Annotated in this window: 17 protein-coding genes and 2 pseudogenes; 6 read left to right on the forward strand and 13 right to left on the reverse strand. The window is 68.2% G+C overall.

Going from position 1 to position 21,662, the window contains the following annotated elements:
- From pgi to tkt, 5 genes are read right to left on the reverse strand one after another with little or no spacing between them, the layout of a single operon-like run.
- Positions 1–1,659, reverse strand: a complete 1,659-nt coding sequence (gene pgi, locus Q4V64_RS46335; RefSeq protein WP_124437704.1) for a glucose-6-phosphate isomerase — start codon at positions 1,657–1,659, stop codon at positions 1–3.
- On the reverse strand, positions 1,652–2,587 hold the full coding sequence (opcA, locus tag Q4V64_RS46340) for a glucose-6-phosphate dehydrogenase assembly protein OpcA (protein WP_124437703.1): 936 nt from the start codon (positions 2,585–2,587) through the stop codon (positions 1,652–1,654). Before opcA ends, pgi begins: the two co-directional genes overlap by 8 nt.
- Positions 2,584–4,194, reverse strand: a complete 1,611-nt coding sequence (zwf, locus tag Q4V64_RS46345; protein ID WP_253266744.1) for a glucose-6-phosphate dehydrogenase — start codon at positions 4,192–4,194, stop codon at positions 2,584–2,586. Before zwf ends, opcA begins: the two co-directional genes overlap by 4 nt.
- A complete protein-coding gene (tal, locus tag Q4V64_RS46350) occupies positions 4,191–5,336 on the reverse strand; it encodes a transaldolase (RefSeq protein ID WP_124437702.1) in 1,146 nt (381 codons plus the stop codon). The genes zwf and tal overlap by 4 nt, the downstream gene beginning before the upstream one ends.
- Before the next feature lie 19 nt (positions 5,337–5,355).
- Positions 5,356–7,431, reverse strand: coding sequence for a transketolase (gene tkt / locus Q4V64_RS46355; RefSeq protein ID WP_124437701.1), 2,076 nt, complete (start codon positions 7,429–7,431; stop codon positions 5,356–5,358).
- 158 nt (positions 7,432–7,589) lie between these two features.
- Between tkt and Q4V64_RS46360 the strand changes: the two genes are divergently transcribed.
- A complete protein-coding gene (locus tag Q4V64_RS46360) occupies positions 7,590–8,495 on the forward strand; it encodes an AraC family transcriptional regulator (protein WP_124437700.1) in 906 nt (301 codons plus the stop codon).
- Between the two features lie 148 nt (positions 8,496–8,643).
- On the opposite strand, the gene vanX is transcribed toward Q4V64_RS46360, so the two are convergent.
- Genes vanX through vanH form a run of 3 tightly spaced genes read right to left on the reverse strand, consistent with a single transcriptional unit; the run spans position 8,644 to position 11,259 of the window.
- Entirely contained in the window at positions 8,644–9,252 is a 609-nt protein-coding gene (vanX, locus tag Q4V64_RS46365) for a D-Ala-D-Ala dipeptidase VanX (protein ID WP_124437699.1), read from the reverse strand.
- Complete coding sequence (gene vanA-Sc, locus Q4V64_RS46370) at positions 9,249–10,289, reverse strand: D-alanine--(R)-lactate ligase VanA-Sc (RefSeq protein ID WP_124437698.1); 1,041 nt, start codon at positions 10,287–10,289, stop codon at positions 9,249–9,251. The genes vanX and vanA-Sc overlap by 4 nt, the downstream gene beginning before the upstream one ends.
- Positions 10,282–11,259, reverse strand: coding sequence for a D-lactate dehydrogenase VanH (gene vanH, locus Q4V64_RS46375; RefSeq protein ID WP_124437697.1), 978 nt, complete (start codon positions 11,257–11,259; stop codon positions 10,282–10,284). The genes vanA-Sc and vanH overlap by 8 nt, the downstream gene beginning before the upstream one ends.
- Before the next feature lie 175 nt (positions 11,260–11,434).
- Between vanH and murF the strand changes: the two genes are divergently transcribed.
- A complete protein-coding gene (gene murF / locus Q4V64_RS46380; RefSeq protein ID WP_124437696.1) occupies positions 11,435–12,778 on the forward strand; it encodes a UDP-N-acetylmuramoyl-tripeptide--D-alanyl-D-alanine ligase in 1,344 nt (447 codons plus the stop codon).
- Between the two features lie 87 nt (positions 12,779–12,865).
- Here the strand turns inward: murF and Q4V64_RS46385 are convergent, their stop codons facing one another.
- Positions 12,866–13,978 carry a peptidoglycan bridge formation glycyltransferase FemA/FemB family protein gene (locus Q4V64_RS46385; RefSeq protein WP_124437695.1) on the reverse strand — a complete coding sequence of 371 codons (1,113 nt, stop codon included), beginning with the start codon at positions 13,976–13,978 and terminating at the stop codon, positions 12,866–12,868.
- 175 nt (positions 13,979–14,153) lie between these two features.
- Here Q4V64_RS46385 and Q4V64_RS46390 point away from each other — a divergent pair, with 175 nt between their 5' ends.
- Together Q4V64_RS46390 and Q4V64_RS46395 are read left to right on the forward strand one after the other, a co-directional pair.
- Positions 14,154–14,849, forward strand: a complete 696-nt coding sequence (locus Q4V64_RS46390) for a response regulator transcription factor (RefSeq protein WP_124437694.1) — start codon at positions 14,154–14,156, stop codon at positions 14,847–14,849.
- Entirely contained in the window at positions 14,842–15,954 is a 1,113-nt protein-coding gene (locus Q4V64_RS46395; RefSeq protein WP_124437693.1) for a HAMP domain-containing sensor histidine kinase, read from the forward strand. Before Q4V64_RS46390 ends, Q4V64_RS46395 begins: the two co-directional genes overlap by 8 nt.
- 246 nt (positions 15,955–16,200) lie before the next feature.
- Here the strand turns inward: Q4V64_RS46395 and Q4V64_RS46400 are convergent, their stop codons facing one another.
- Positions 16,201–17,607, reverse strand: coding sequence for a glycoside hydrolase family 16 protein (locus Q4V64_RS46400; protein ID WP_124437692.1), 1,407 nt, complete (start codon positions 17,605–17,607; stop codon positions 16,201–16,203).
- A 194-nt stretch (positions 17,608–17,801) separates the two neighbouring features.
- On the opposite strand from Q4V64_RS46400, the pseudogene Q4V64_RS46405 reads away from it, so the two are divergent.
- Positions 17,802–18,044: pseudogene (locus Q4V64_RS46405) on the forward strand (IS5/IS1182 family transposase); the annotation flags it as partial.
- 497 nt (positions 18,045–18,541) lie between these two features.
- A complete protein-coding gene (locus Q4V64_RS46410; protein WP_124437733.1) occupies positions 18,542–19,135 on the forward strand; it encodes an isochorismatase family protein in 594 nt (197 codons plus the stop codon).
- A 117-nt stretch (positions 19,136–19,252) separates the two neighbouring features.
- Here Q4V64_RS46410 and Q4V64_RS46415 read toward each other — a convergent pair.
- The 3 genes and pseudogenes from Q4V64_RS46415 to Q4V64_RS46425 form a co-directional block, all read right to left on the reverse strand.
- Positions 19,253–19,431 (reverse strand): annotated as a pseudogene (locus tag Q4V64_RS46415) (IS5/IS1182 family transposase); the annotation flags it as partial.
- Between the two features lie 62 nt (positions 19,432–19,493).
- On the reverse strand, positions 19,494–20,345 hold the full coding sequence (locus tag Q4V64_RS46420) for a transferase (RefSeq protein ID WP_124437691.1): 852 nt from the start codon (positions 20,343–20,345) through the stop codon (positions 19,494–19,496).
- Positions 20,342–21,607 (reverse strand): glycosyltransferase family 4 protein, encoded by a 1,266-nt coding sequence (locus Q4V64_RS46425; protein WP_124437690.1) that lies wholly within the window; start codon positions 21,605–21,607, stop codon positions 20,342–20,344. Before Q4V64_RS46425 ends, Q4V64_RS46420 begins: the two co-directional genes overlap by 4 nt.
- Positions 21,608–21,662 lie beyond the last annotated feature (55 nt).

The following is a 21,662-nucleotide window of genomic DNA, read 5'->3' on the forward strand; positions in this document are numbered from 1 at the left end:
TCACTTCCTGAGAGCGCGGTATGTGGCCACGAGGGCGGCGGTCGAGGGGTCGAGGCCGGGCACCTCGGCACCTTCGGTGAGCGCGGGCTCGACCCGCTTGGCGAGGACCTTGCCGAGCTCCACGCCCCACTGGTCGAAGGAGTCGATGTTCCAGACGGCGCCCTGGACGAACACCTTGTGCTCGTAGAGCGCGATGAGCTGGCCGAGGACCGACGGGGTGAGTTCCTTCGCCAGGATCGTGGTCGTCGGGTGGTTGCCCTTGAACGTGCGGTGCGGCACCTGCTCCTCGGACACCCCCTCCGCGCGCACCTCGTCGGCGGTCTTGCCGAAGGCGAGCGCCTGCCCCTGTGCGAACAGATTGGCCATCAACAGGTCGTGCTGTGCCTTGAGTTCGTCGCCCAGCTCGTCGACGGGGCGGGCGAAGCCGATCAGGTCGGCCGGGATGAGCTTGGTGCCCTGGTGGATCAACTGGTAATAGGCGTGCTGCCCGTTGGTGCCCGGCGTGCCCCACACCACCGGCCCGGTCTGCCACTGAACGGGGCGTCCGTCGCGGTCCACGGACTTGCCGTTGGACTCCATGTCCAGCTGCTGGAGGTAGGCCGTGAACTTCGACAGGTAGTGGCTGTACGGCAGGACCGCGTGCGACTGGGCGTCGAAGAAGTTGCCGTACCAGATGCCCAACAGGCCCAGGAGCAGCGGGGCGTTGTCCTCGGCGGACGCGTTCTGGAAGTGCTCGTCGACGATGCGGAACCCGTCGAGCATCTCCAGGAAGCGGTCCGGGCCGATGGCGATCATCAGGGACAGGCCGATCGCCGAGTCGAAGGAGTAACGGCCGCCGACCCAGTCCCAGAACTCGAACATGTTGTCCGGGTCGATGCCGAACTCGGTGACCTTCCGCTCGTTCGTCGACAGGGCGACGAAGTGCCGCGCGACGGCCTTGTCCTCGCCGAGGCCGCCCGGACCGTTCAGCAGCCAGGAGCGGGCCGAGGTCGCGTTGGTGATCGTCTCGATGGTGGTGAAGGTCTTGGAGGCGACGATGAACAGGGTCTCCGCCGGGTCCAGGTCGCGGATGGCCTCGTGCAGATCGGCGCCGTCGACGTTGGACACGAACCGGAACGTCAAATCCCGTGCCGTGTACGCCCGCAGCGCCTCGTACGCCATCGCCGGGCCCAAGTCGGAGCCGCCGATGCCGATGTTGACGACGTTCCTGATCCGCTTGCCGGTGTGGCCGGTCCACTCGCCGGAGCGGACCCGGTTCGCGAAGCCGGCCATCTTGTCGAGGACCGCGTGCACCTTGGGGACGACGTTCTCGCCGTCGACCTCGATCACCGCGTTCGCGGGGGCGCGCAGCGCGGTGTGCAGGACGGCGCGGCCCTCGGTAGTGTTGATCTTCTCGCCGCCGAACATGGCGTCGCGCAGCCCGAACACGTCGGTGGCGGTGGCCAGTTCCTGGAGCAGGGCGAGAGTCTCGTCGGTGATGAGGTTCTTGGAGTAGTCGATGCGCAGGTCGCCGACGCGCACCACGTACCGCTCCGCGCGCCCGGGGTCCGCCGCGAACAGCTCCCGCAGATGCGCGTGCCACTGAGCGCGGTGATCCTCCAGGGCGACCCACTCGGGCCGCCGGGTGAGCTTGGGGGAGCCGGAAACCGAGTCAGACATGAGAGGGGATCTCCTTGGTGGCCTCGCCGCGCAGGGCGACGGCGTACATCTCGTCCGCGTCGAGGCGCCTGAGCTCCTCGGCGATGAGTTCGGAGGTGGAACGGACCTTCAGCGCGAGGGTGCGCGAGGGCTGGCCCGGCAGGGACAGCGTGGCCAGCGGGCCCTCGGGGCGGTCGATGAGGATCTCGCCGTTCTCGGTGCCCAGCCGTACGGCCGTGACGACCGGCCCTGCGGTGACGACCCGGTCGACGGTGACGCCGAGGCGGGCCTCCAGCCAGCGGGCCAGCAGCTCGGCGGCCGGGTTCTCCTCCTCGGCCTCCACCGCCGCCGAGATGATCCGCACCCGGGCCTGGTCCAGGGCCGCGGCCAGCATCGAACGCCACGGCGTGAGCCGGGTCCAGGCGAGGTCGGTGTCGCCGGGCGCGTAGGAGCGGACCCGGGTCTCCAGCACCGCGAGGGGGTTCTCCACGGCGTACAGGTCGGTGATCCGGCGCTGGGCCAGCGCGCCCAGCGGGTCCTTCGCCGGGTTCTCCGGCGCTTCCACCGGCCACCACACCACGACCGGGGCGTCCGGCAGCAGCAGCGGCAGCACGACGGAGTCGGCGTGGTCGGACACCTCGCCGTACGTCCTGAGGACGACCGTCTCTCCGGTGCCCGCGTCCGCGCCCACCCGTACCTCGGCGTCGAGGTGTGAGTTGGTGCGGTCGCGCGGGGTGCGGGCGTGCCGCTTGATGACGACCAGGGTGCGCGAGGGGTGCTCGTGCGAGGCCTCCTCGGCCGCCTTGATCGCGTCGTACGCGTTCTCCTCGTCCGTGACGATCACCATCGTCAGGACCATGCCCACGGCGGGCGTGCCGATGGCGCGGCGACCCTGCACCAACGCCTTGTTGATCTTGCTTGCCGTGGTGTCGCTCAGGTCGATCTTCATGGCCTGCGCCAGCTCCGTCCGTCTCGTGCGAGCATCTCGTCGGCTTCCTCGGGTCCCCAGCTGCCCGACGCGTACTGCGCCGGCCGGCCGTGCGTCGCCCAGTGCTCCTCGATCGGGTCGAGGATCTTCCAGGACTCTTCCACTTCCTGGTGACGGGGGAACAGGTTGGCGTCCCCGAGGAGGACGTCCAGGATGAGGCGCTCGTACGCCTCCGGGCTGGACTCCGTGAAGGACTCGCCGTACGCGAAGTCCATCGTCACGTCCCGGATCTCCATCGAGGTGCCCGGAACCTTGGAGCCGAACCGGACCGTCATGCCCTCGTCGGGCTGGACGCGGATGACGATCGCGTTCTGGCCCAGCTCCTCGGTGGCCGTGGAGTCGAAGGGGGAGTGCGGCGCGCGCTGGAAGACGACCGCGATCTCGGTGACGCGGCGGCCCAGGCGCTTGCCCGTCCGCAGGTAGAAGGGGACCCCGGCCCAGCGGCGGTTGTCGACGTTCAGCTTGATGGCGGCGTACGTGTCGGTGGTGGAGGCCGGGTCGATGCCGTCCTCCTCGAGGTAGCCGCGCACCTGCTCGCCGCCCTGCCAGGCCGGCGCGTACTGCCCGCGCACCGTGTGGGCGCCGATGTCCTCCGGCAGCTTCACGGCCTTGAGCACCTTCAGCTTCTCCATGAGCAGCGACTCGGCGTCGAAGGCGGCCGGCTCCTCCATGGCGGTCAGCGCCATCAGCTGCAGGAGGTGGTTCTGGATGACGTCGCGGGCGGCGCCGATGCCGTCGTAGTAGCCGGCGCGGCCGCCGATGCCGATGTCCTCGGCCATGGTGATCTGTACGTGGTCGACGAACGACCGGTTCCAGATCGGCTCGTACATCTGGTTGGCGAAGCGCAGCGCCAGGATGTTCTGGACGGTCTCCTTGCCGAGGTAGTGGTCGATGCGGAAGACCTGGTCCGGCTCGAACACGTCGTGCACGAGCGCGTTCAGCTCTCGCGCGCTCGTCAGGTCGCGCCCGAACGGCTTCTCGATGACAGCGCGCCGCCAGGACCCCTCGGGCGCCTTGGCCAGCCCGTGCTTCTTCAGCTGCCGGACCACCTTCGGGAAGAACTTCGGCGGTACGGAGAGGTAGAAGGCGTAGTTGCCGCTGGTACCGCGGGAGGCGTCCAACTCATCGACGGCGGAGCGCAGTTGCTTGAACGCCGTGTCGTCGTCGAAGTCGCCGGGGATGAACCGCATGCCCTCGGCGAGCTGCTGCCAGACCTCCTCGCGGAACGGCGTGCGCGCGTGCTCGCGCACCGCGTCGTGCACGACCTGCGCGAAGTCCTGGTCCTCCCAGTCCCGGCGGGCGAACCCGACGAGCGAGAAGCCCGGCGGCAGCAGACCGCGGTTGGCGAGGTCGTAGAGCGCCGGCATCAGCTTCTTGCGGGACAGGTCGCCGGTGACGCCGAAGATGACGAGACCGGACGGGCCGGCGATCCGGGGGAGACGGCGGTCGCGGGCGTCGCGCAGGGGGTTGGACCAGTCGGCGGCCGGGAGGACCGGGACGGTCACCTCCTGCTCGGCCGGCGGCGTCGTGGTGTCCTCGACTGCCGTGTCGGGAAGTTTCTTGCTCATTCCGCGTCAACCCCCTTGCTGTTCAGGGACTTCGTCACCGCGTCCAGCAGGTCCTGCCAGGCCACCGCGAACTTGGCGACACCCTCGTCCTCCAGTTGCCGCACGACCTCGTCGTAGGAGATGCCGAGCCGCTCCAGGGCGGCCAGGTCCGCGCGGGCCTGCGCGTAGCCGCCGGTGACGGTGTTCCCGGTGATCTCGCCGTGGTCGGCGGTGGCGTTCAGCGTGGCCTCCGGCATCGTGTTGACCGTGCCGGGCGCGACCAGATCGTCTACATACAGCGTGTCCTTGTATGCGGGATCCTTCACACCGGTCGACGCCCACAGCGGACGCTGCTTGTTGGCCCTGGCGCCGGCGAGGGCGGTCCACCGCTCACCGGCGAAGACCTCCTCGTACGCCTCGTAGGCGAGCCGCGCGTTGGCGAGAGCGGCGCGGCCCTTGAGGGAAAGCGCTTCCGCCGTCCCTGTGACCGTCAGCCGCTTGTCGATCTCGGAGTCCACGCGGGAGACGAAGAAGGAGGCCACCGAGTGGATCTCGGCCAGGTCCAGGCCCTTCGCGTTCGCCTTCTCCAGGCCCGCGAGGTAGGCGTCCATGACCTCTCGGTAGCGCTCCAGGGAGAAGATCAGCGTGACGTTGACGCTGATGCCGAGACCGACGACTTCGGTGATCGCCGGGAGGCCGGCCTTCGTCGCCGGGATCTTGATCATCACGTTCGGGCGGTCGACCAGCCAGGCCAGCTGCTTGGCCTCGGCGATCGTCGCCGCGGTGTCGTGGGCGAGGCGCGGGTCGACCTCGATGGAGACCCGGCCGTCCCGACCGCCGGTCGCCTTGTATACGGGATGCAGGATGTCGGCGGCTGCACGCAGGTCGGCGGTCGTCAACATACGGACGGCCTCATCCACCGTCACGCCCCGCACGGCCAGGTCGGTGAGCTGCTCCTCGTAGCCCTCACCGGAGCCGATGGCGGCCTGGAAGATGGACGGGTTGGTGGTGACGCCCACCACGTGCTTCGTCTCGACGAGTTCGGCGAGGTTGCCCGACTCGATCCGGCTGCGTGACAGGTCGTCCAGCCAGATGGAGACGCCCTCGTCGGAGAGGCGCTTGAGTGCTCCCGCGGTCGCGGTCGCTTCGGTCACTGTGATCATCTTCTTTCTGGCGATCGGATCAACCACGGACGGTGGCCAGCGATTCCCTGGCTGCGGCGGCGACGTTCTCGGCGGTGAAGCCGAACTCGGCGAACAGGGTCTTGGCATCGGCGGAGGCGCCGAAGTGCTCGAGGGAGACGATGCGTCCCGCATCACCCACGAACCGGTACCAGGTCAGACCCACGCCGGCCTCGACCGCGACGCGGGCCTTCACGGACGGCGGCAGGACGCTCTCGCGGTACTCCCGCGGCTGCTCCTCGAACCACTCCACGGACGGCATCGACACCACCCGCGTACCGACCCCCTCGGCCTCCAGCCGCTCCCGCGCGGCCACGGCGAGCTGGACCTCGGAACCGGTGGCGATGAGGACGACGTCCGGAGTCCCGGTCGACGCCTCCTTCAGGACGTAACCGCCCTTGGCGGCATCCGCGTTCGGAGCGTACGTCGGTACGCCCTGGCGGGTGAGCGCGAGGCCGTGCGGCGCCGGGTCGGTGGCGTGCCGCCTGAGGATCTCCGCCCAGGCGACGACGGTCTCGTTGGCGTCGGCGGGACGGACGATGTTCAGGCCGGGGATGGCGCGCAGGGACGCGATGTGCTCGACGGGCTGGTGGGTGGGGCCGTCCTCGCCCAGGCCGATGGAGTCGTGTGTCCACACGTACGTCACCGGCAGCTGCATCAGCGCGGACAGGCGTACGGCGTTGCGCATGTAGTCGGAGAAGACGAGGAAGGTGCCGCCGTAGACGCGGGTGTTGCCGTGCAGGGCGATGCCGTTCATCTCCGCGGCCATGGAGTGCTCGCGGATGCCGAAGTGGATCGTCCGGCCGTAGGGGTCGGCCTCGGGCAGCGGGTTGTCCGCCGGGAGGAACGACGACGTCTTGTCGATGGTGGTGTTGTTCGATCCCGCCAGGTCGGCCGAGCCGCCCCACAGCTCCGGGACGACCGCGCCGAGCGCCTGGAGCACCTTGCCGGACGCGGCGCGCGTGGCGACGGACTTGCCCTCTTCGAAGACCGGCAGGGCGTCCTCCCAGCCGTCGGGCAGCTGACCGGCGACCACCCGGTCGAAGAGCCCCGCACGCTCGGGCTGGGCGCCGCGCCACTTGTCGATCCGCTTGTCCCAGGCCGCGTGCGCCTCGGCGCCCCGGTCGAGGGCCCGGCGGGTGTGGGCGAGGACCTCGTCGGCGACCTCGAACGTCTTCTCCGGGTCGAAGCCCAGGACGCGCTTGGTGGCCGCGACCTCGTCCTCACCCAGAGCCGAGCCGTGCGCGGCCTCGGTGTTCCGGGCGTTCGGCGCGGGCCAGGCGATGATCGTGCGCATCGCGATGATCGAGGGGCGCGCGGTCTCGTCCTGCGCGGCCTTGAGTGCCGTATGGAGGGCGTGGACGTCGATGTCGCCGTCGGAGGCGGGCTCGACGCGCTGCACGTGCCAGCCGTACGCCTCGTACCGCTTCAGCACGTCCTCGGAGAAGGCGGTCGCGGTGTCGCCCTCGATGGAGATGTGGTTGTCGTCGTAGAGGAAGACGAGGTTGCCGAGTTTCTGGTGGCCGGCCAGCGAGGAGGCCTCGGCGGAGATGCCCTCCTCCAGATCCCCGTCGGAGACGATCGCCCAGATGGTGTGGTCGAAGGGGGACTCGCCCTCGGGGGCGTCCGGGTCGAACAGGCCGCGCTCGTAGCGGGCGGCCATGGCCATGCCGACGGCGTTGGCGACGCCCTGTCCGAGCGGCCCGGTCGTCGTCTCCACACCGGCCGTGTGCCCGTACTCGGGGTGGCCCGGCGTCTTCGAACCGTGAGTCCTGAAGGCCTTCAGGTCGTCGAGCTCCAGCTCGTACCCGGCGAGGTACAGCTGTGTGTAGAGGGTGAGCGAGGTGTGCCCGGGGGACAGCACGAAGCGGTCACGACCCGTCCACTCGGGGTCGGCCGGATCGTGGCGCATCACCTTCTGAAAGATCGTGTATGCCGCCGGGGCCAGGCTCATCGCGGTGCCGGGGTGGCCGTTGCCCACCCGCTGGACGGCATCGGCCGCCAAAAGGCGGGCGGTGTCGACGGCACGCCGGTCGAGTTCGGTCCATTCGAAGCTGTCCGGTGTCTGCGTGCTCATCTTCAAGAAGTCCTCAAGGGGAGCGAAATAGCTGGTCTGACGCGTTCAAACTTAAAAGTATGACTTTTAGGAGGGAAGGTCGCGGTGTGTCAGCCTGTGGTGAAAGTGGGACACCCCCGAACGGCACAGTCCGAGACCGAGGGCGGCGCGAGAAGGACATGGCGGACAGAACCATCCAAGGCGGAGACGGTGACGGCGGCATGGACGGGATCAGAACGTTCCCCTTCCCGGTCGAGCTGAGCGTCGGCGGCGTCGGAATGCAGGTCGGCCCGATGGGCACCGGCCGTACCTGGCACGCCGACGCACCCCTGGAACGCGTCCACCGCATCGACTTCCACGTCGTGATGCTCTTCGACGACGGCCCCGTACACCACATGATCGACTTCGCCGAGTACGAGGCGACGGCCGGCGACCTGCTGTGGATCCGCCCGGGGCAGGTCCACCGCTTTTCGCGGACGTGCGAGTACCGCGGAAGCGTACTGACCATGCAACCGGGCTTCCTGCCCCGCGCCACCGTCGAGGCCACCGGCCTCTACCGCTACGACCTCCCGCCCCTGCTGCACCCCGAAGAGCCCCAGTTGGCGGGTCTGAGGTCCGCCCTGGCCCAACTCCAACGCGAGTACGAGGACACGACGACCCTCCCGCTCAGCCTGCACACGTCGGTCCTGCGCCACTCGCTCACGGCGTTCCTGCTGCGCCTCGCCCACCTGGCGGCAAGCTCCGCGGAGGCGGCCCGACGTCGGTCGGACACCACTTTCACTCTCTTCCGGGACGCGGTCGAGAAGGGCTTCGCCACCAACCACAGCGTCAGCGCCTACGCCGACGCCCTCGGCTACTCCCGCCGCACCCTCGTCCGCGCGGTTCGCGCCGCCACCGGCGAGACACCCAAGGGCTTCATCGACAAACGCGTCGTCCTGGAGGCCAAGCGCCTCCTCGCCCACACCGACATGCCCATCGGCCGCATCGGCGCGGCGGTCGGCTTCCCCGACGCTGCGAACTTCTCCAAGTTCTTCCAGCAGCACACGGAGATGACGCCGGCGGCGTTTCGGGCGGAGCTGCGCTGATCTGCTCCGCTTGTGCTCTGTGCGGTTGGGGCGTTCTCTTACGGGTCCCGCACGCCCTTCAGGACAATTCCCACTGGCCCGACGCCCAACGGACCCTGACTATCAGCGCCGCCGCGAGCTCGGTTACACCGACCTCGAGCCGCACCAACTATGTGATGGGAAAATCGAAGTAGGTGTCCGGATAAGGTTCGTTTTTGAGAGTGTAATGCCACCACTCGTAGTCGTATGCACTGAAACCGCACGTCTCCATGATGGATCGAAGGTACTGACGGTTCCTCGCTTCGGCTTGTGTGACCCCTTTTGCTCCATGATGTGAGACGGAATCCATGAGGTCGTGGTCACCGCCCATGGGAGCGAGCTCACGGGTGGCCAGGTCATAGAGCGTGAGGTCAACGGTGCTGCCCCGGCTGTGGCCCGACTTGGCGGCCACATATCCCTTTTCGAACATCTCGGTTCTGTCGATATTCGGATAGTGCCGTGACTTCGTCCGGCCATCCTCTGGCTGTTTCGACCAGCGCAGAAAGCAGTCGACGGCGCGCTGCGGGCGATAACCATCCCAGAGAAGTAAGCCGAACCCAAGAGATTCGGCCTTCTCTCGCGCGCGTTCCAGGGCTGCGCATAAAGCCCTGGTTCCGACAACCCGATTTGCCATGTACCCGTCCACCGGTTTGCCGGTGAAGTTGTCCCATGTAGCGTACTTGGCATCCCAGCGTATTCCGGATGCAAGCTCGTCCACAAAGGAAAAGTCATCCTTCATCGGCTTTTTCCCGTCAACGCCAGCGACACCGTCCGGTCGATCACTTCGGCAAGCGGAAACCCCGCGGCCGCCATCATTCTCGGATAACGGCTGTACGAGGTCATGCCGGGCATAGTATTGACCTCGTTGAGCACTACTTCTCCATCGTCCTTGAGGAACATGTCCACCCGCGACAGCCCCCTGCATCCCAAGGTGCGGTATATGGCCTTGGCTGTCCCCTGAACGAGCAGTCGCGACTCTTCCGGAATGTCGGCGGGAACGATTGCCGTTGAGTTTTCGGAGCCGGTCTCCGGCTCATCCTCCTGATGAATTCTGAAGAATCCATGAGAGAGCGCGATTCGATCCACCTTGCCCGCGACCAAATCCAGATCGTTCCCCAGGATGGCGCATCCGATCTCGCTGCCGACGACAGCCTCTTCGATCAACACCTTCGAGTCATACTGCCTTGCGGTTTCCACCGCACTCGGCAGTTCCTCTTCACGAGATACTTTGGTGACACCGAAGGATGACCCCGAACGCGCCGGCTTCACGAAGACGGGATAAGGGAGCCGATCGGGATCAATGTTCTCGTTCGCCGTGACGGTCCAGAAATTCGGCGTCGCGATTCCCGCGCTTCTGGCGACGATGTAGGCAAGGGATTTGTCCATGCACAGAGCAGAACTTTGGACGTCGCAGCCGATGTAGGGGATGCCGGAGAGCTCCAGCAGACCCTGTATCGCGCCATCCTCGCCGAGTGAGCCGTGCAGAATCGGCAACACGACGTCCAGACGGAACGTTTCGTATCGTCCCTGCTCCTGGACAAGCAATCCGTGCACGCTGCTGTCCGGTGACAACACGGCCGGACGGCAGCTGCCGTTCTCCCAATCTGCGTCAGGCCCGTCGCAGAGCTTCCAGGCACCGCTCTTCGTGATCCCGATATAGAAGGGTTCATACTTCTCCATATCGAGGTTTCGTGCGACCTCTCGCGCAGACTTGACGGAGACGGGGTGCTCTTCGGAACGCCCCCCGAAGATGATTCCGACCTTCAACCTATCCATGCCGATTCCTGCTTTCGAATTTCAGACAGTTGATGAGGGAGTTTTCCACGGTGTCACTCAGAGCGTGGTCCGTGTAGTAGGCGGTGTGCGGACTGATGAGCACATTTGGCAGCTCGTGCAGCCGCAACAACGTTTTGCTTTCGATGGGTTTGTTTCGGCAGTCGGCGTAGAATATTCCTTCCTCTCCTTCGAGGACATCCAGCGCCGCACCGCCCAGCCTGCCGCTTTCCAATGCCGATACAAGCGCCTCGGTATCGATAAGCGCACCACGTCCAGTGTTGACAATCAGCGCGCCGTGCTTCATCCGCTCCATCCGCTGCCGATTCAGCAGATGGCGCGTATCCGCGTTGAGCGGCGCATGGAGCGTGACCATGTCGCTCCGCTGCAGCAATTCATCGAGAGGAAGGTAATCGGCAGCGGTCTTGGGGCGATTGTCATGGGCCAGGATTCGGCAACCGAAACCCCGCAGCCTATCCATGACCGCTACGCCGATGCGGCCTGTTCCGATCACCCCGATGGTCAGATCGCGTAGCTCTCTCCCGCGCACTTCACTCAATCGGTAATCGTGTATTTCCGAGCGACGGATGATGGATTTCGCCTCTCGCACCATCATCAACATCAGCATCAGCGTGTAGTCGGCCACGCTGTCCGGCGAGTAGGTGACGTTTTCAACTGAAATGCCGACGCTGTCCGCGTATTCCACATCGACATGGTTGTATCCGATGCTCCGCGTAGAGATATACGTCACGCCGGCCTGACCAAGCGCGAGAAGAGTGGCGTTTGTGACGTGAGTCTTGTGGCCGACGCTGATGCATCGGCTTCCGGATGCCAGTTCAACATTGGCTTCGGATACCGGTGCGTCTGTGATGGTCGGCGTCACGCCGAAGCGAGGCGCCAGCTCTCGGAATAAAACGGCCTCATCCGGGCCGCACCCGTAGATGGTGATGCGGACCGGTTCGCTGTAGGTCATGCCTACAGTCAAGGCGGCGTGATGTTGCCGGAACGTATGCGGTTTTCAATATGCCGGCGATACACCACGTTGCCTTGACTGGAGGCATGCCTTTCAACGAAACAGCCTCCATCAGCTCCATCAGCCTGTGCCTTGTCAGCCTGCTCCCGCTCGGCGGCCTCCGCGCCGCGCGGTCATGATCCCGCTCAGCCTCGGCGAGATCGCCGAGGTCGTCGGCGGGAAGGCCGAGGGCGACAGCTCCGTGACAGTGACCGCGCCGGCCGTGCTCGACGGCCGGCAGGCCGAGCCGGGCGGCCTCTTCGTCGCCTTCACCGGCGAGCACGTCGACGGCCATGACTACGCCGGCCAGGCCGGCCGGGCCGGCGCCGTGGCCGTGCTCGGCTCCCGGCCCACGCCGCTGCCCACCGTCGTCGTCGAGGACGCCCAGGCCGCGCTGCAGGCGCTCGCCGCCCACGTTGTGGCCCGGCTGCGCGACGGGCTGACCGTTGTCGGGCTGACCGGCTCCCAGGGCAAGACCAGTACCAAGGACCTGCTGGCGGCCGTGCTTTCGAGCGCCGCGCCGACGATCGCCACGATCGGCTCGCTCAACAACGAACTCGGTGTGCCGCTCACCATGCTGCGCGCCGACGCGGCCACCCGGTTCCTCGTCCTGGAGATGGGAGCCCGCCATGTCGGCGACATCGCCGAGCTCACCGGCCTGGTCGCGCCCGACATCGCCGTCGTCCTCAATGTCGGCCAGGCCCACCTCGGCGAGTTCGGGTCGCGCGCGGCCATCGCCAGGGCCAAGGGCGAGCTGGTGCAGGGGCTGGCGCCAGGTGGCGCCGCCGTCCTCAACGCCGACGATCCCCGGGTGGTCGCGATGCGCTCGCTCACCGACGGTCCGGTGCTGACGTTCGGCCGGGCGGCCCACGCCGATGTACGGGCGCTCGGCCTGGCCCTTGACCGGCTCGGCCGGCCGTCCTTCACGCTGCGGACCGCCGAGGCCTCGGTTCCCCTCACGCTGCCACTCGTGGGTGCCCACCAGGCGCTCAACGCGTCGGCTGCCGCGGCGGCGGGGCTGGCGGCCGACGTACCCCTCGACATGGCCACGGCGGCGCTGGCCACCGCTTCGCTGTCGAAGTGGCGGCTGGAGCTGCGCGATCTCGCCGGTGGCGCGACGCTGCTCAACGACTCCTACAACGCCAACCCCGACTCGACCCGCGCCGCCCTGGACGCGCTGGCGGCGATCGAGGGCGGGCGCCGCATCGCCGTCCTCGGCGAAATGCTGGAGCTCGGCGACGACAGCGAGGCTGAGCACCGCGCCGTCGGGGAGTACGCCGCCTCCCGGGCCGACGTGGTGGCCGCTGTCGGCGAGGCCGCCCGGTCGATCGCCGACGGCGCGGGAGAGCGGGCGATGGTGCTGGCCGACAACGACGCGGCCGTCGACTGGCTGCGCGGCCACATCGCCGCCGGCGATGTGGTGCTCGTCAAGGCCTCCCGCGGGGCGCGCCTCGACGAGGTCGCCGCCGCGCTCGCCTGAGTCACTCGTACGCGGGCACCGGGCCGAGGCCGTAGCTGTCGCCATTGGCGACCGGCACCAGGCCGCCGACCAGCATGAGATCCGGCCTCATCGCCCGCGCCGCCTCATATAGAGATCGAAGGCCCGGTAGACCATCGGCCGCAGCGGCAGGTCCCACTCGCCGACGTGCCGCTTCGCCTGACCGCCGGTGCCGACCTTGAACTGGATCAGCCCGACGTGCGGGTCGTCGGCGTCGAGGGTGGGGGTGATTCCGCGCAGGTCATAGACGTCGCAGCCGGCCGCCAGCGAGTCGCGGATCATCGCCCACTGGCAGGCGTTGGAGCCGCGCACCTCGCGATTCTCGGTGGATGAGGCGCCGTAGGAGTACCACGCGTGGGCGCCCACGCGGACCAGGATGGCGGCGGCGACCAGATCGCCCTGGTGGTGGGCCAGGTAGAGCTTGATCCGCTCGGGGTCCTCGGCGCTCAGCGCCGCGAACATGGTCTCGAAGTAGCGCAGCGGCCGGGGCGTGAAGCGGTCGCGCTCGGCGGTGTGGACGTAGAGGTCGTGAAACGCCTTCAGGTCTTCGCCCACCGTGACCTCGACTCCCTCCTTGGCCGCCTTCTTGATGTTGCGGCGCCATTGCTGGTTCATGCCCCTGAGCAGGTCGTCCTCAGTCCGGCCGGCCAGCGGAACCTCGTACCTGAACTGCGGATGCCCGATCCCGAACCCGTCCTCCGGGCTCTGCGGCAGCCAGCCTGCTTCCCTGAGCCGGCTGGTCACGCGGGCGCCGACCGGGTCGGCCCACCGGCTCCGCAGCTCGGTGAGCCGCTGGATGTCCGGGGCGGCGATGCCCTCCTTGACCTGGTCGGCGCTCCAGGTGTTCGTGCACACCGGCGGGCTGAGCCGGATCGCGAACGCGCCGTGTGCCTTGAGATACGCCGTCAGCGGGTCGAGCCACGCGTCGATATCGCCGGTCCAGTCGATGACTGGGCCCTCGGGCAGATAGGCCAGCGTGAAGCGGTCGAGCCGCGGCACCGGGCGGTGCAGGACGAGCCCCGCACCGACCAGCAGCCGACCGTCGAACCAGCCGAGGGACTCGCTGCGCCACTCGGTCTTGACGCGGCCCCATGCCGGGGTCTGCAGGAAGCTGACCGACCGCAGTGTCCGCACGAACGCCAAGTGCTCGGCGGCGCTGATCGGCCCGACGGCCAGCCTCACGCCCGCCCCCTGCCGGCCGAGGAGGACAAGGACACCGGAGACTGGGGCGGCGACTGGGCTGCTGTTCGTGCTGGTTCGCTGTAGGACATGCCATCAGTCAAGGCAGCGTGGTGTTGTCGGCGCGTATGTGGTTTTCGATATGCCGACGATATGCGCAGGCTCGTAGCCTCGGGGCATGCGTGTGTTGATTGTCGAGGACGAACCGTATCTGGCAGAAGCCGTCCGCGATGGCCTGCGCCTGGAAGCGATCGCGGCGGACATCGCCGGTGACGGCGACACCGCTCTGGAACTGCTGAGCATCAACGCCTACGACATCGCCGTCCTCGACCGTGACATCCCCGGCCCGTCCGGTGACGAGATCGCCAAACGCATCGTCGCCTCCGGCAGCGGCATTCCCATCCTCATGCTCACCGCAGCCGACCGTCTCGACGACAAGGCGACCGGGTTCGGACTCGGTGCCGACGACTACGTCACGAAGCCGTTCGAGCTCCGGGAGCTCGTCCTGCGGCTCAGAGCGCTCGACCGCAGGCGTGCCCACACCAGGCCTCCCGTGCGAGAGATCGCAGGCCTGCGTCTGGATCCGTTCCGCCGCGAGGTCTACCGTGACGGCCGCTACGTCGCGCTCACCCGGAAGCAGTTCGCCGTGCTCGAAGTCCTCGTCGCTGCCGAAGGCGGTGTCGTCAGCGCCGAAGAACTCCTGGAACGGGCGTGGGACGAGAACGCGGACCCGTTCACCAACGCCGTGCGCATCACCGTCTCCGCACTGCGCAAGCGTCTCGGCGAACCCTGGCTGATCGCCACTGTGGCCGGCGTCGGCTACCGCATCGACACAGCACCCGGCACCGGACGTGAGGGACGAGACCATGGATAGGCAGCCTGGTTTGAGCGTTCGCGTCAAACTCACCCTCAGCTACGCCGGCTTCCTCATGATTGCCGGCGTCCTGCTGCTCGCGGCGGTGTGGGTGTTCCTCCTGCGTTACGTCCCTAATCGTGCGATGCTCATCAACCCCGATGACAGACCCACGAATGGTGTTTTCCCCATCCGGTCCGTCCTCCTGCAGGTTTTCGCTCCGAGAGCAGCCGCAGTACTGGCTTTCCTGCTGGTTTTCGGCCTCCTCGGAGGGTGGATCCTCGCCGGCCGGATGCTCGCCCCGCTGACCCGCATCACCGACGCCACACGCATGGCCACGAACGGATCGCTCTCCCACCGGATCCGGCTACCGGGCCGCAAAGACGAGTTCCGCGAACTCGCCGACGCCTTCGACGCCATGCTCGCGCGGCTCGAAGCACACGTCGCCGAACAGCGGAGATTCGCAGCCAACGCCTCTCACGAGCTGCGCACGCCGCTGGCGATCTCGCAGGCACTTCTCGACGTGGCCATCAGCGATCCGAACTGCGACACCGGCGAAATCATCGACCGCCTCCACGCCGTCAACACCCGAGCCATCGACCTCACCGAGGCGCTGCTCCTGCTCAGCCGCGCCGACCAGCGGTCCTTCACACGAGAACATGTCGACCTGTCTCTCCTGGCGGAGGAAGCCACCGAAACACTCCTGCCCCTCGCGGAAAGGCATGCCGTCACCCTCGAGACCAACGGCGACATCGCCCCCACGATCGGATCTCCGGCGCTCCTGCTGCAGCTGACCACGAACCTCGTACAGAACGCGATCGTCCACAACCTGCCGGAACACGGCAACGTATCGGTCCACACCAGCGTCCGCCCCAAGACCGTGGTGCTCACTGTCGAAAACACCGGCGAGCAGCTCACCCCACAGCTGGTCTCGACCCTCACCGAACCCTTCCAGCGCGGCACCGAGCGCATCCACACCGACCAGGCAGGCGTCGGTCTGGGCCTGGCCATCGTCAAAACCATCACCCAGGCACACGACGGAACCCTCACCCTCGCCCCGCGCTCTGCCGGCGGGATCCGCGTCACCGTCGAACTACCCGCGATATCGCCGCACGCCGACAGGTGAAGAATCGGGGAATCGATGCGCGGCCGGCACGGTAAATCTCCGAAGTCCATATACAGGTACGCGGGCGGACGACGACGACGGTCTCCGGGCTCGCCCTCGCATCGCCGCCGGCCAGGCTTCTGGGCCGACCTCAAGGCCGCGGTGGCCGTCACGCCGACCTCATGCGTGAGCCGGCCCGGCCGGACCGTCCGGCCGGGCCGATGGGCCCGTGGCTGATGTCACCGGCCCTGTTGCCCTGTTGCCCTGTCAGCGACCGAAGTTGAACCAGTTCACGTTCACGAAGTCCGCCGACTGGCCGCTCGTGAAGGTGAGGTAGACGTCGTGGGTGCCGGTGACCGAACTGATGTTGGCCGGCACCGTTCGCCAGGACTGCCAGCCGCCCGTGTTGGCCAGGGAGAAGCTGCCGATGGGGGCGTTGCTACGGCTGTCCAGGCGGACCTCGACCAGGCCGCTCACGCCGCCCGCCGCGCCGCTCGCCACCCGGGCGTAGAACTGTCTGGCCGCGGTGGAACCGAAGGCGACACCCCGGTAGAGGGCCCAGTCGCCGTTGGCGAGAGCGCCGAGGTTCTGGCCGCCGCCGGTGTCGGACGTGGTCTCGGCGCTGGTGCCGGACTGGCTGTCGTACGACTCCGCCTGGATGGCGCTGTAGGCGTCACGGTTGCCGGTCGGCGGGGGAGTGGTACCGCTCCCGCCATCGGCCGACTGGAGCACCTGGACGTAGTCGACGACCATCGGCACACCGGACCGTGTGTCGCCGTCCAGGCCGCCGCCGAACGCGTCCGGGAAGGCGCCGCCCATCGCCACGTTCAGGATGATGAAGAAGCCGTGGTCGGTGGCGTTGGTCCAGGTCGTCGCGTCGACCTGGTTCTCGGTGACGGTGTGGAAGCTGACGCCGTCGACGAAGAAGCGGATCGCTTCCGTGCTCGCCGAGCGGTCCCACTCCATGGTGTAGGTGTGGAAGCCGGACTGGCAGGTCGTGTTCGGGCAGGCGGTGGAGTTGCCGAGACCGGTGGTCTCGTTGCACGGGCCGCCGGGGTTGGTGCCGCAGTGCATCGTGGCCCACACGGTGTTGCGGCCCTGGACGTTCTCCATGATGTCCAGCTCGCCGACGCTCGGCCAGTTCTGGTAGTTGCCGCGATAGGGCGCGCCCAGCATCCAGAACGCGGGCCAGTAACCCTCGGCTGCGGTGCCGGTGACGTTCGGCATCTGGATGCGCGCCTCGACCCGCATCTTGCCGCCCGACGCCGGCTGGAAGTCGGTGCGGTTGGTCTCGATGCGGCCCGAGGTCCATCGGCCGGCCGCGTCGCGCAGCGGCGTGATGCGCAGGTTGCCGTTGCCGTCGAGCGAGACGTTGTTCGTGCTGTTCGTCATCGTCTCGACCTCGCCGGTGCCCCAGTTGGCGGGGCCGCCCGGATACGAGGTCCCGGTCGCGTACTGCCAGTTGGAGGTGTTGACGCCGGTGCCCGCGGCACCGTCGAAGTCGTCGAGGAAGGCCTGCGTCCAGCCGGTCGGGGGCGGGGGCGCGGAGGCGTTCGCGGACGGGGAGGTGACCGTGGCGGCCGCGGCCGCGAGACCCAGCGTGCCGACGACTGCGACGAGCGCCCGCCGGAGGGGACTTCGCCGTCTGCGGGGTATGCCGGAGGTTTCGCTCATGGTGAGTGCCTCTCGGGTACGGAGTGGAATGCGCGGGTGCCTTCGAGAGCCCTGTGCTGAAGCTTTGAGAGCGCTCTCAAAGTGCGCCCAATGTGCTCTCGGTCACTCCGGTCGTCAAGAGGTGAAACAGTGAAAGTCCTTCCGCCGCAGGTGAGTTCACCTCATGAATGGCGCGAAAGGGTTAAGACGCCGTCAGGAACGGACTGCCCCTGTCACTGGGCATCTCCGGCGCCAACATGCACGACAGCCTCGGCCTGAAGCCGCTCGTGCGCGGGATCCCGCCCATCCGCTCCCGGCGCGGCCCTCGCCGCCGGTGCCCGGCCAAGCTCCATGCCGGCAACGGATACGACTACGACCACTTGCGCCGACGGCCCCGCCGACGCCGCATCCGCCACCGCATCGCCCGCAAGGGCATCGAGTCCTCCCAGCGGCTCGGCCAGGGGCACAAGCATGGCTGACTGGCAGAACATCTTCGGGGGTCCCGGCGGTGGCGGACGAGGGCTGCGGCTACGGCGCGATCTACCGTTGCACCGGTCACGACGCCAAGCCCTGGGTCAACATGCCGGGCAGCGCGACGGCGTCCCCATCGAAGTCGTCCGCCGCCGCCTCGGCCACGCCTCCACCGAGACCACCCAGCTCGCCGACGGAGTCGCCGACAATGAGTTCCGCGCCCGCCCGACGACGCCGCCGCGAACGGCGCTGACACGGATGGTCCCGAGACCGAGACCCCGAGCCAGGTTCCCAACCACGGCTGGACGATGGACATCAGACGGGGCACCGGCCCCGTGCACGGCATGGGCTTCGGCGGGTGCGAATCGTTCCTGCGGTGAAATTCCTGGGCCATGCGGGTGAGCGCTGCCGCTTATGTCTCCGGGGGCGTGCGAGGGCGGGTAGAACGCGGGGGGTTGTTCCGTCGTGCTGGAGGGTGGTCATGGTGAGCCGAGGCTTGATCGTCGTGGATGTGCAGAACGACTTCTGTGAAGGAGGCAGTATTCCCGTGACGGGTGGCGCGCGGATCGCGACCAAGATCGCCGACCTGGTGGAGCGGACCGCGGGCCGTGACTACCAGTACGTCGTTGCCACCCGCGACCACCACATCGACCCGGGAAGTCACTTCTCCGAGACCCCGGACTTCAAGGACAGCTTCCCCGTCCACTGCGTGGCCGGAGGCGAGGGCAGCGAGTTCCACCCCCACTTCGCCCCCGCCGCCACGGGCGGAAAGGTCGACGCCGTCTTCTACAAAGGCGCCCACAGTGCCTCCAAGAGCGGCTTCGAAGGAGCCGACGAAGCAGGAATCCCCCTCGCGGACTGGCTGCACGCCCGCGGGGTCGAGGACGTCGACGTGGTGGGCATCGCCACGGACCACTGCGTGCGTGCCACCGCACTGGACGCCGTGAAAGCCGGCTTCCGCGTGCGGGTACGCCTGGACTACTCGGTCGGAGTCGCCCCGGACACGACGGCCGCGGCCGTGGACGACTTCCACCGGGCAGGCATTGCTGTATCCGGTGAGGCACCCGCACCGCGGTAGTGCCCGCACCAGGCCCGGTGCAAGTCCGGAGCGAACTGTGGTGCGCCCTGCCTCCGAGAGTCGGCGACAGGGCGCACTTGGGCGCGGCCGAGCCGGAAGTGCTGGTTGGACGTCGCTTCACCGGGTGAGTCGGCGGTGGCGGACGAGGGCTGCGGCTGTGCCGGCGAAGGCCGGAAGTGCTCGGCCTCGCGTTCGTACCGGCGGTGCTGGCGTCGGCATCCGGCCGGCCGGGACACTGTCCTTTCGACGCCCCAACGGTGGCGGCCGAGTCGCTGGGAGGACTCGATGCCCTTGCGGGGAGCGGATGGGCGGGATCCCGCGCACGCTCTTGGCGCGGTCGGTCGGAATCGGTGACCGATCACGCCGTAAGAGCCGGTGTCCAAAGCTCGCTCCCGGCCCTCATCACCTCCACGGAAAGATCGTTGTCGACCGTGTAGTAGGGACGCAGGACCGCACCGCCGACCGTGACCTTCGGGTACACGAACACCTCCTTGCGGTCCGCCACGTCGTCGAGAAGACGGGCGACCCGGATGAGGGGTGCTTCCGCCGCGGGTCGGACGAAGACGTCCCAGACGCCGCTCCCGGCGGCCGTCCCCGCGGCCAGGTCCTCATGGTCGATCGTGAAGGAGAAGCTCCGGCCGTCGTCTTCGGCCCGTGGTTCCACGGTGCGCACGGTGCCGCTCCGCAGGCGCAGGCGTACGGCGGCTCCCGCCTGGAGGGCGGCGCCGTGCAGGCGCGCGCGGACGGTCGTCGACCGCTTCGTTATGTCGATGCGGCTGACCTCGGCGTGGGCGGTGCGCAGCCAGGCCCGTACGGCGAGATAGCCGTCCTTGGTGGCGTAGGGGATCCGGATGGCCAACGGGGACTGCCAGTCACGGAGGTGTCCGTCGACGAGGACGCGAAGGTCGCGCAGGCCCGGGCGCAGTCGCTGTCGCCCGGATCCCGCATCCTGGATCAGGTATACATCCCACCGTCCCTCCGCGAGAACCGCGTGCGGACCCAGGACGGTATACAGGCGACCGTCGGCGGCCGGCTCCAGGTCGAGGACGTGGAGTGCCTTCTCGGGCTGTCCCTTCTTCGGTCGCAGACGCAGCAGCAACTGTTGCCCTTCGTGCCTCTCCTCCGGCGGCGTCGGCAGGTCGAAGGTGATCCGGCCGTCCGCGTCGACCGCGCAGCCGACGCGTGGGTGCGCCCCGTGTTCCGCGCTCATCGCTGCCCCCTCCGTACGATGCGCAGGGCGCCGCCGGCCGCGATGTACGCGGCGTCGCGGGCGGCGAAACCCTGGCTGACCAGGACGCGGTGCGGGCGGGCCGGCTGCTGTACCACCGGTCGCCCCGCCCTTCGCGCCGAGACGGCCTCGGCGAGCAGACGCTCGGCCTGCTCGACCACCGGACCGGGAGCGAACCGCCGCGCGTTCTGCAACGCCGCACGCCCCATACGGCGGCGCCGCTCGTCGTCCCGGACCAGTCCCAGCAGGGCCGCGCCCAGCGCGTCACGGTCCCCGACCGGCACCAGCCGGCCGTCGATCCCGTCCTGGATGATTTCCCCCGGCCCGTAGGGGCAGTCGGTGCTCACCACCGGCAGGCCGCAGCGCATCGCCTCGACGATCGTCATGCCGAACGGCTCGAAATTGGAGGCGGCCGCACCGATCGAGCCCTTGACCCACTCCGCCTCCATGGGGGCCGCCGCGCCCATCAGGAAGACGTTGTCCCACAGCCCGAGGTCCGCGACGAGCTTGCGCAGCCGATCGAGTTCCTCACCCTTGCCGTAGATGCGCAGCTGCCAGTCCCGGTGTTCGGCGGCGACCGCGGCGAAGGCCTCGATGAGCAGGTCGTATCGTTTCACCGGGACCAGTCGGCCGGCCGCGACGACCACCTTCGCGGTGCCGTCCGCGGCCGGCAGCGCGGGATCCGGCACGCTGTTCGGGAGTGTCTCCACCCGTACCCCGGGCAGCCGCATCTTGCGCCGGTAGGCGGCGGCGTCCGCCTCGGTCACCGTGGTGAGTGCGTCCAGCCGGCGGTAGGCCCGGCGCAGCGTGCTGCGCAGTCTTGGCGAATGGTTGTCCAGGGTGAGGTGCTCCTGCCCGACGCGTGCGACGTGCTGCGGAGCCTGGAGCGCCAGATGCACGTTCAGCCCCGGCCGGGTTCCGATCACCACGTCGGCGTCGGTCGCGGCCAGGCACTCGCCGATCCGCTGGTCGGTCAGCTCGCTGTACTGCCTGTACCGGTACTCGGCGCGGGGGAACACTCTCGCCGGTCTCAGGTGTAACGGATGCTCCTTCTCCTGCCTGAGGTCCACCAGTGGCCGCAGCGACACCTTCGGGTCCAGGGTGAAGTTCGGGTGCTCCCGGTGCCGCAGTACGGAGACGATCTCCACTTCGTGCCGCTCGGCCAGTGCCTGGGCGAGATTGAAGGTGGTGGAGATCGTGCCGCCGATGCCGTAGGCGTTGTGCAGCAGGAAAGAGATCTTCATGGCGAAGTAGACGGCGCCAACTCCCGTACGGTTGTGATCCGTTACCACTTCGTAG

Source organism: Streptomyces sp. NL15-2K (assembly GCF_030551255.1).
Taxonomy (GTDB): domain Bacteria; phylum Actinomycetota; class Actinomycetes; order Streptomycetales; family Streptomycetaceae; genus Streptomyces.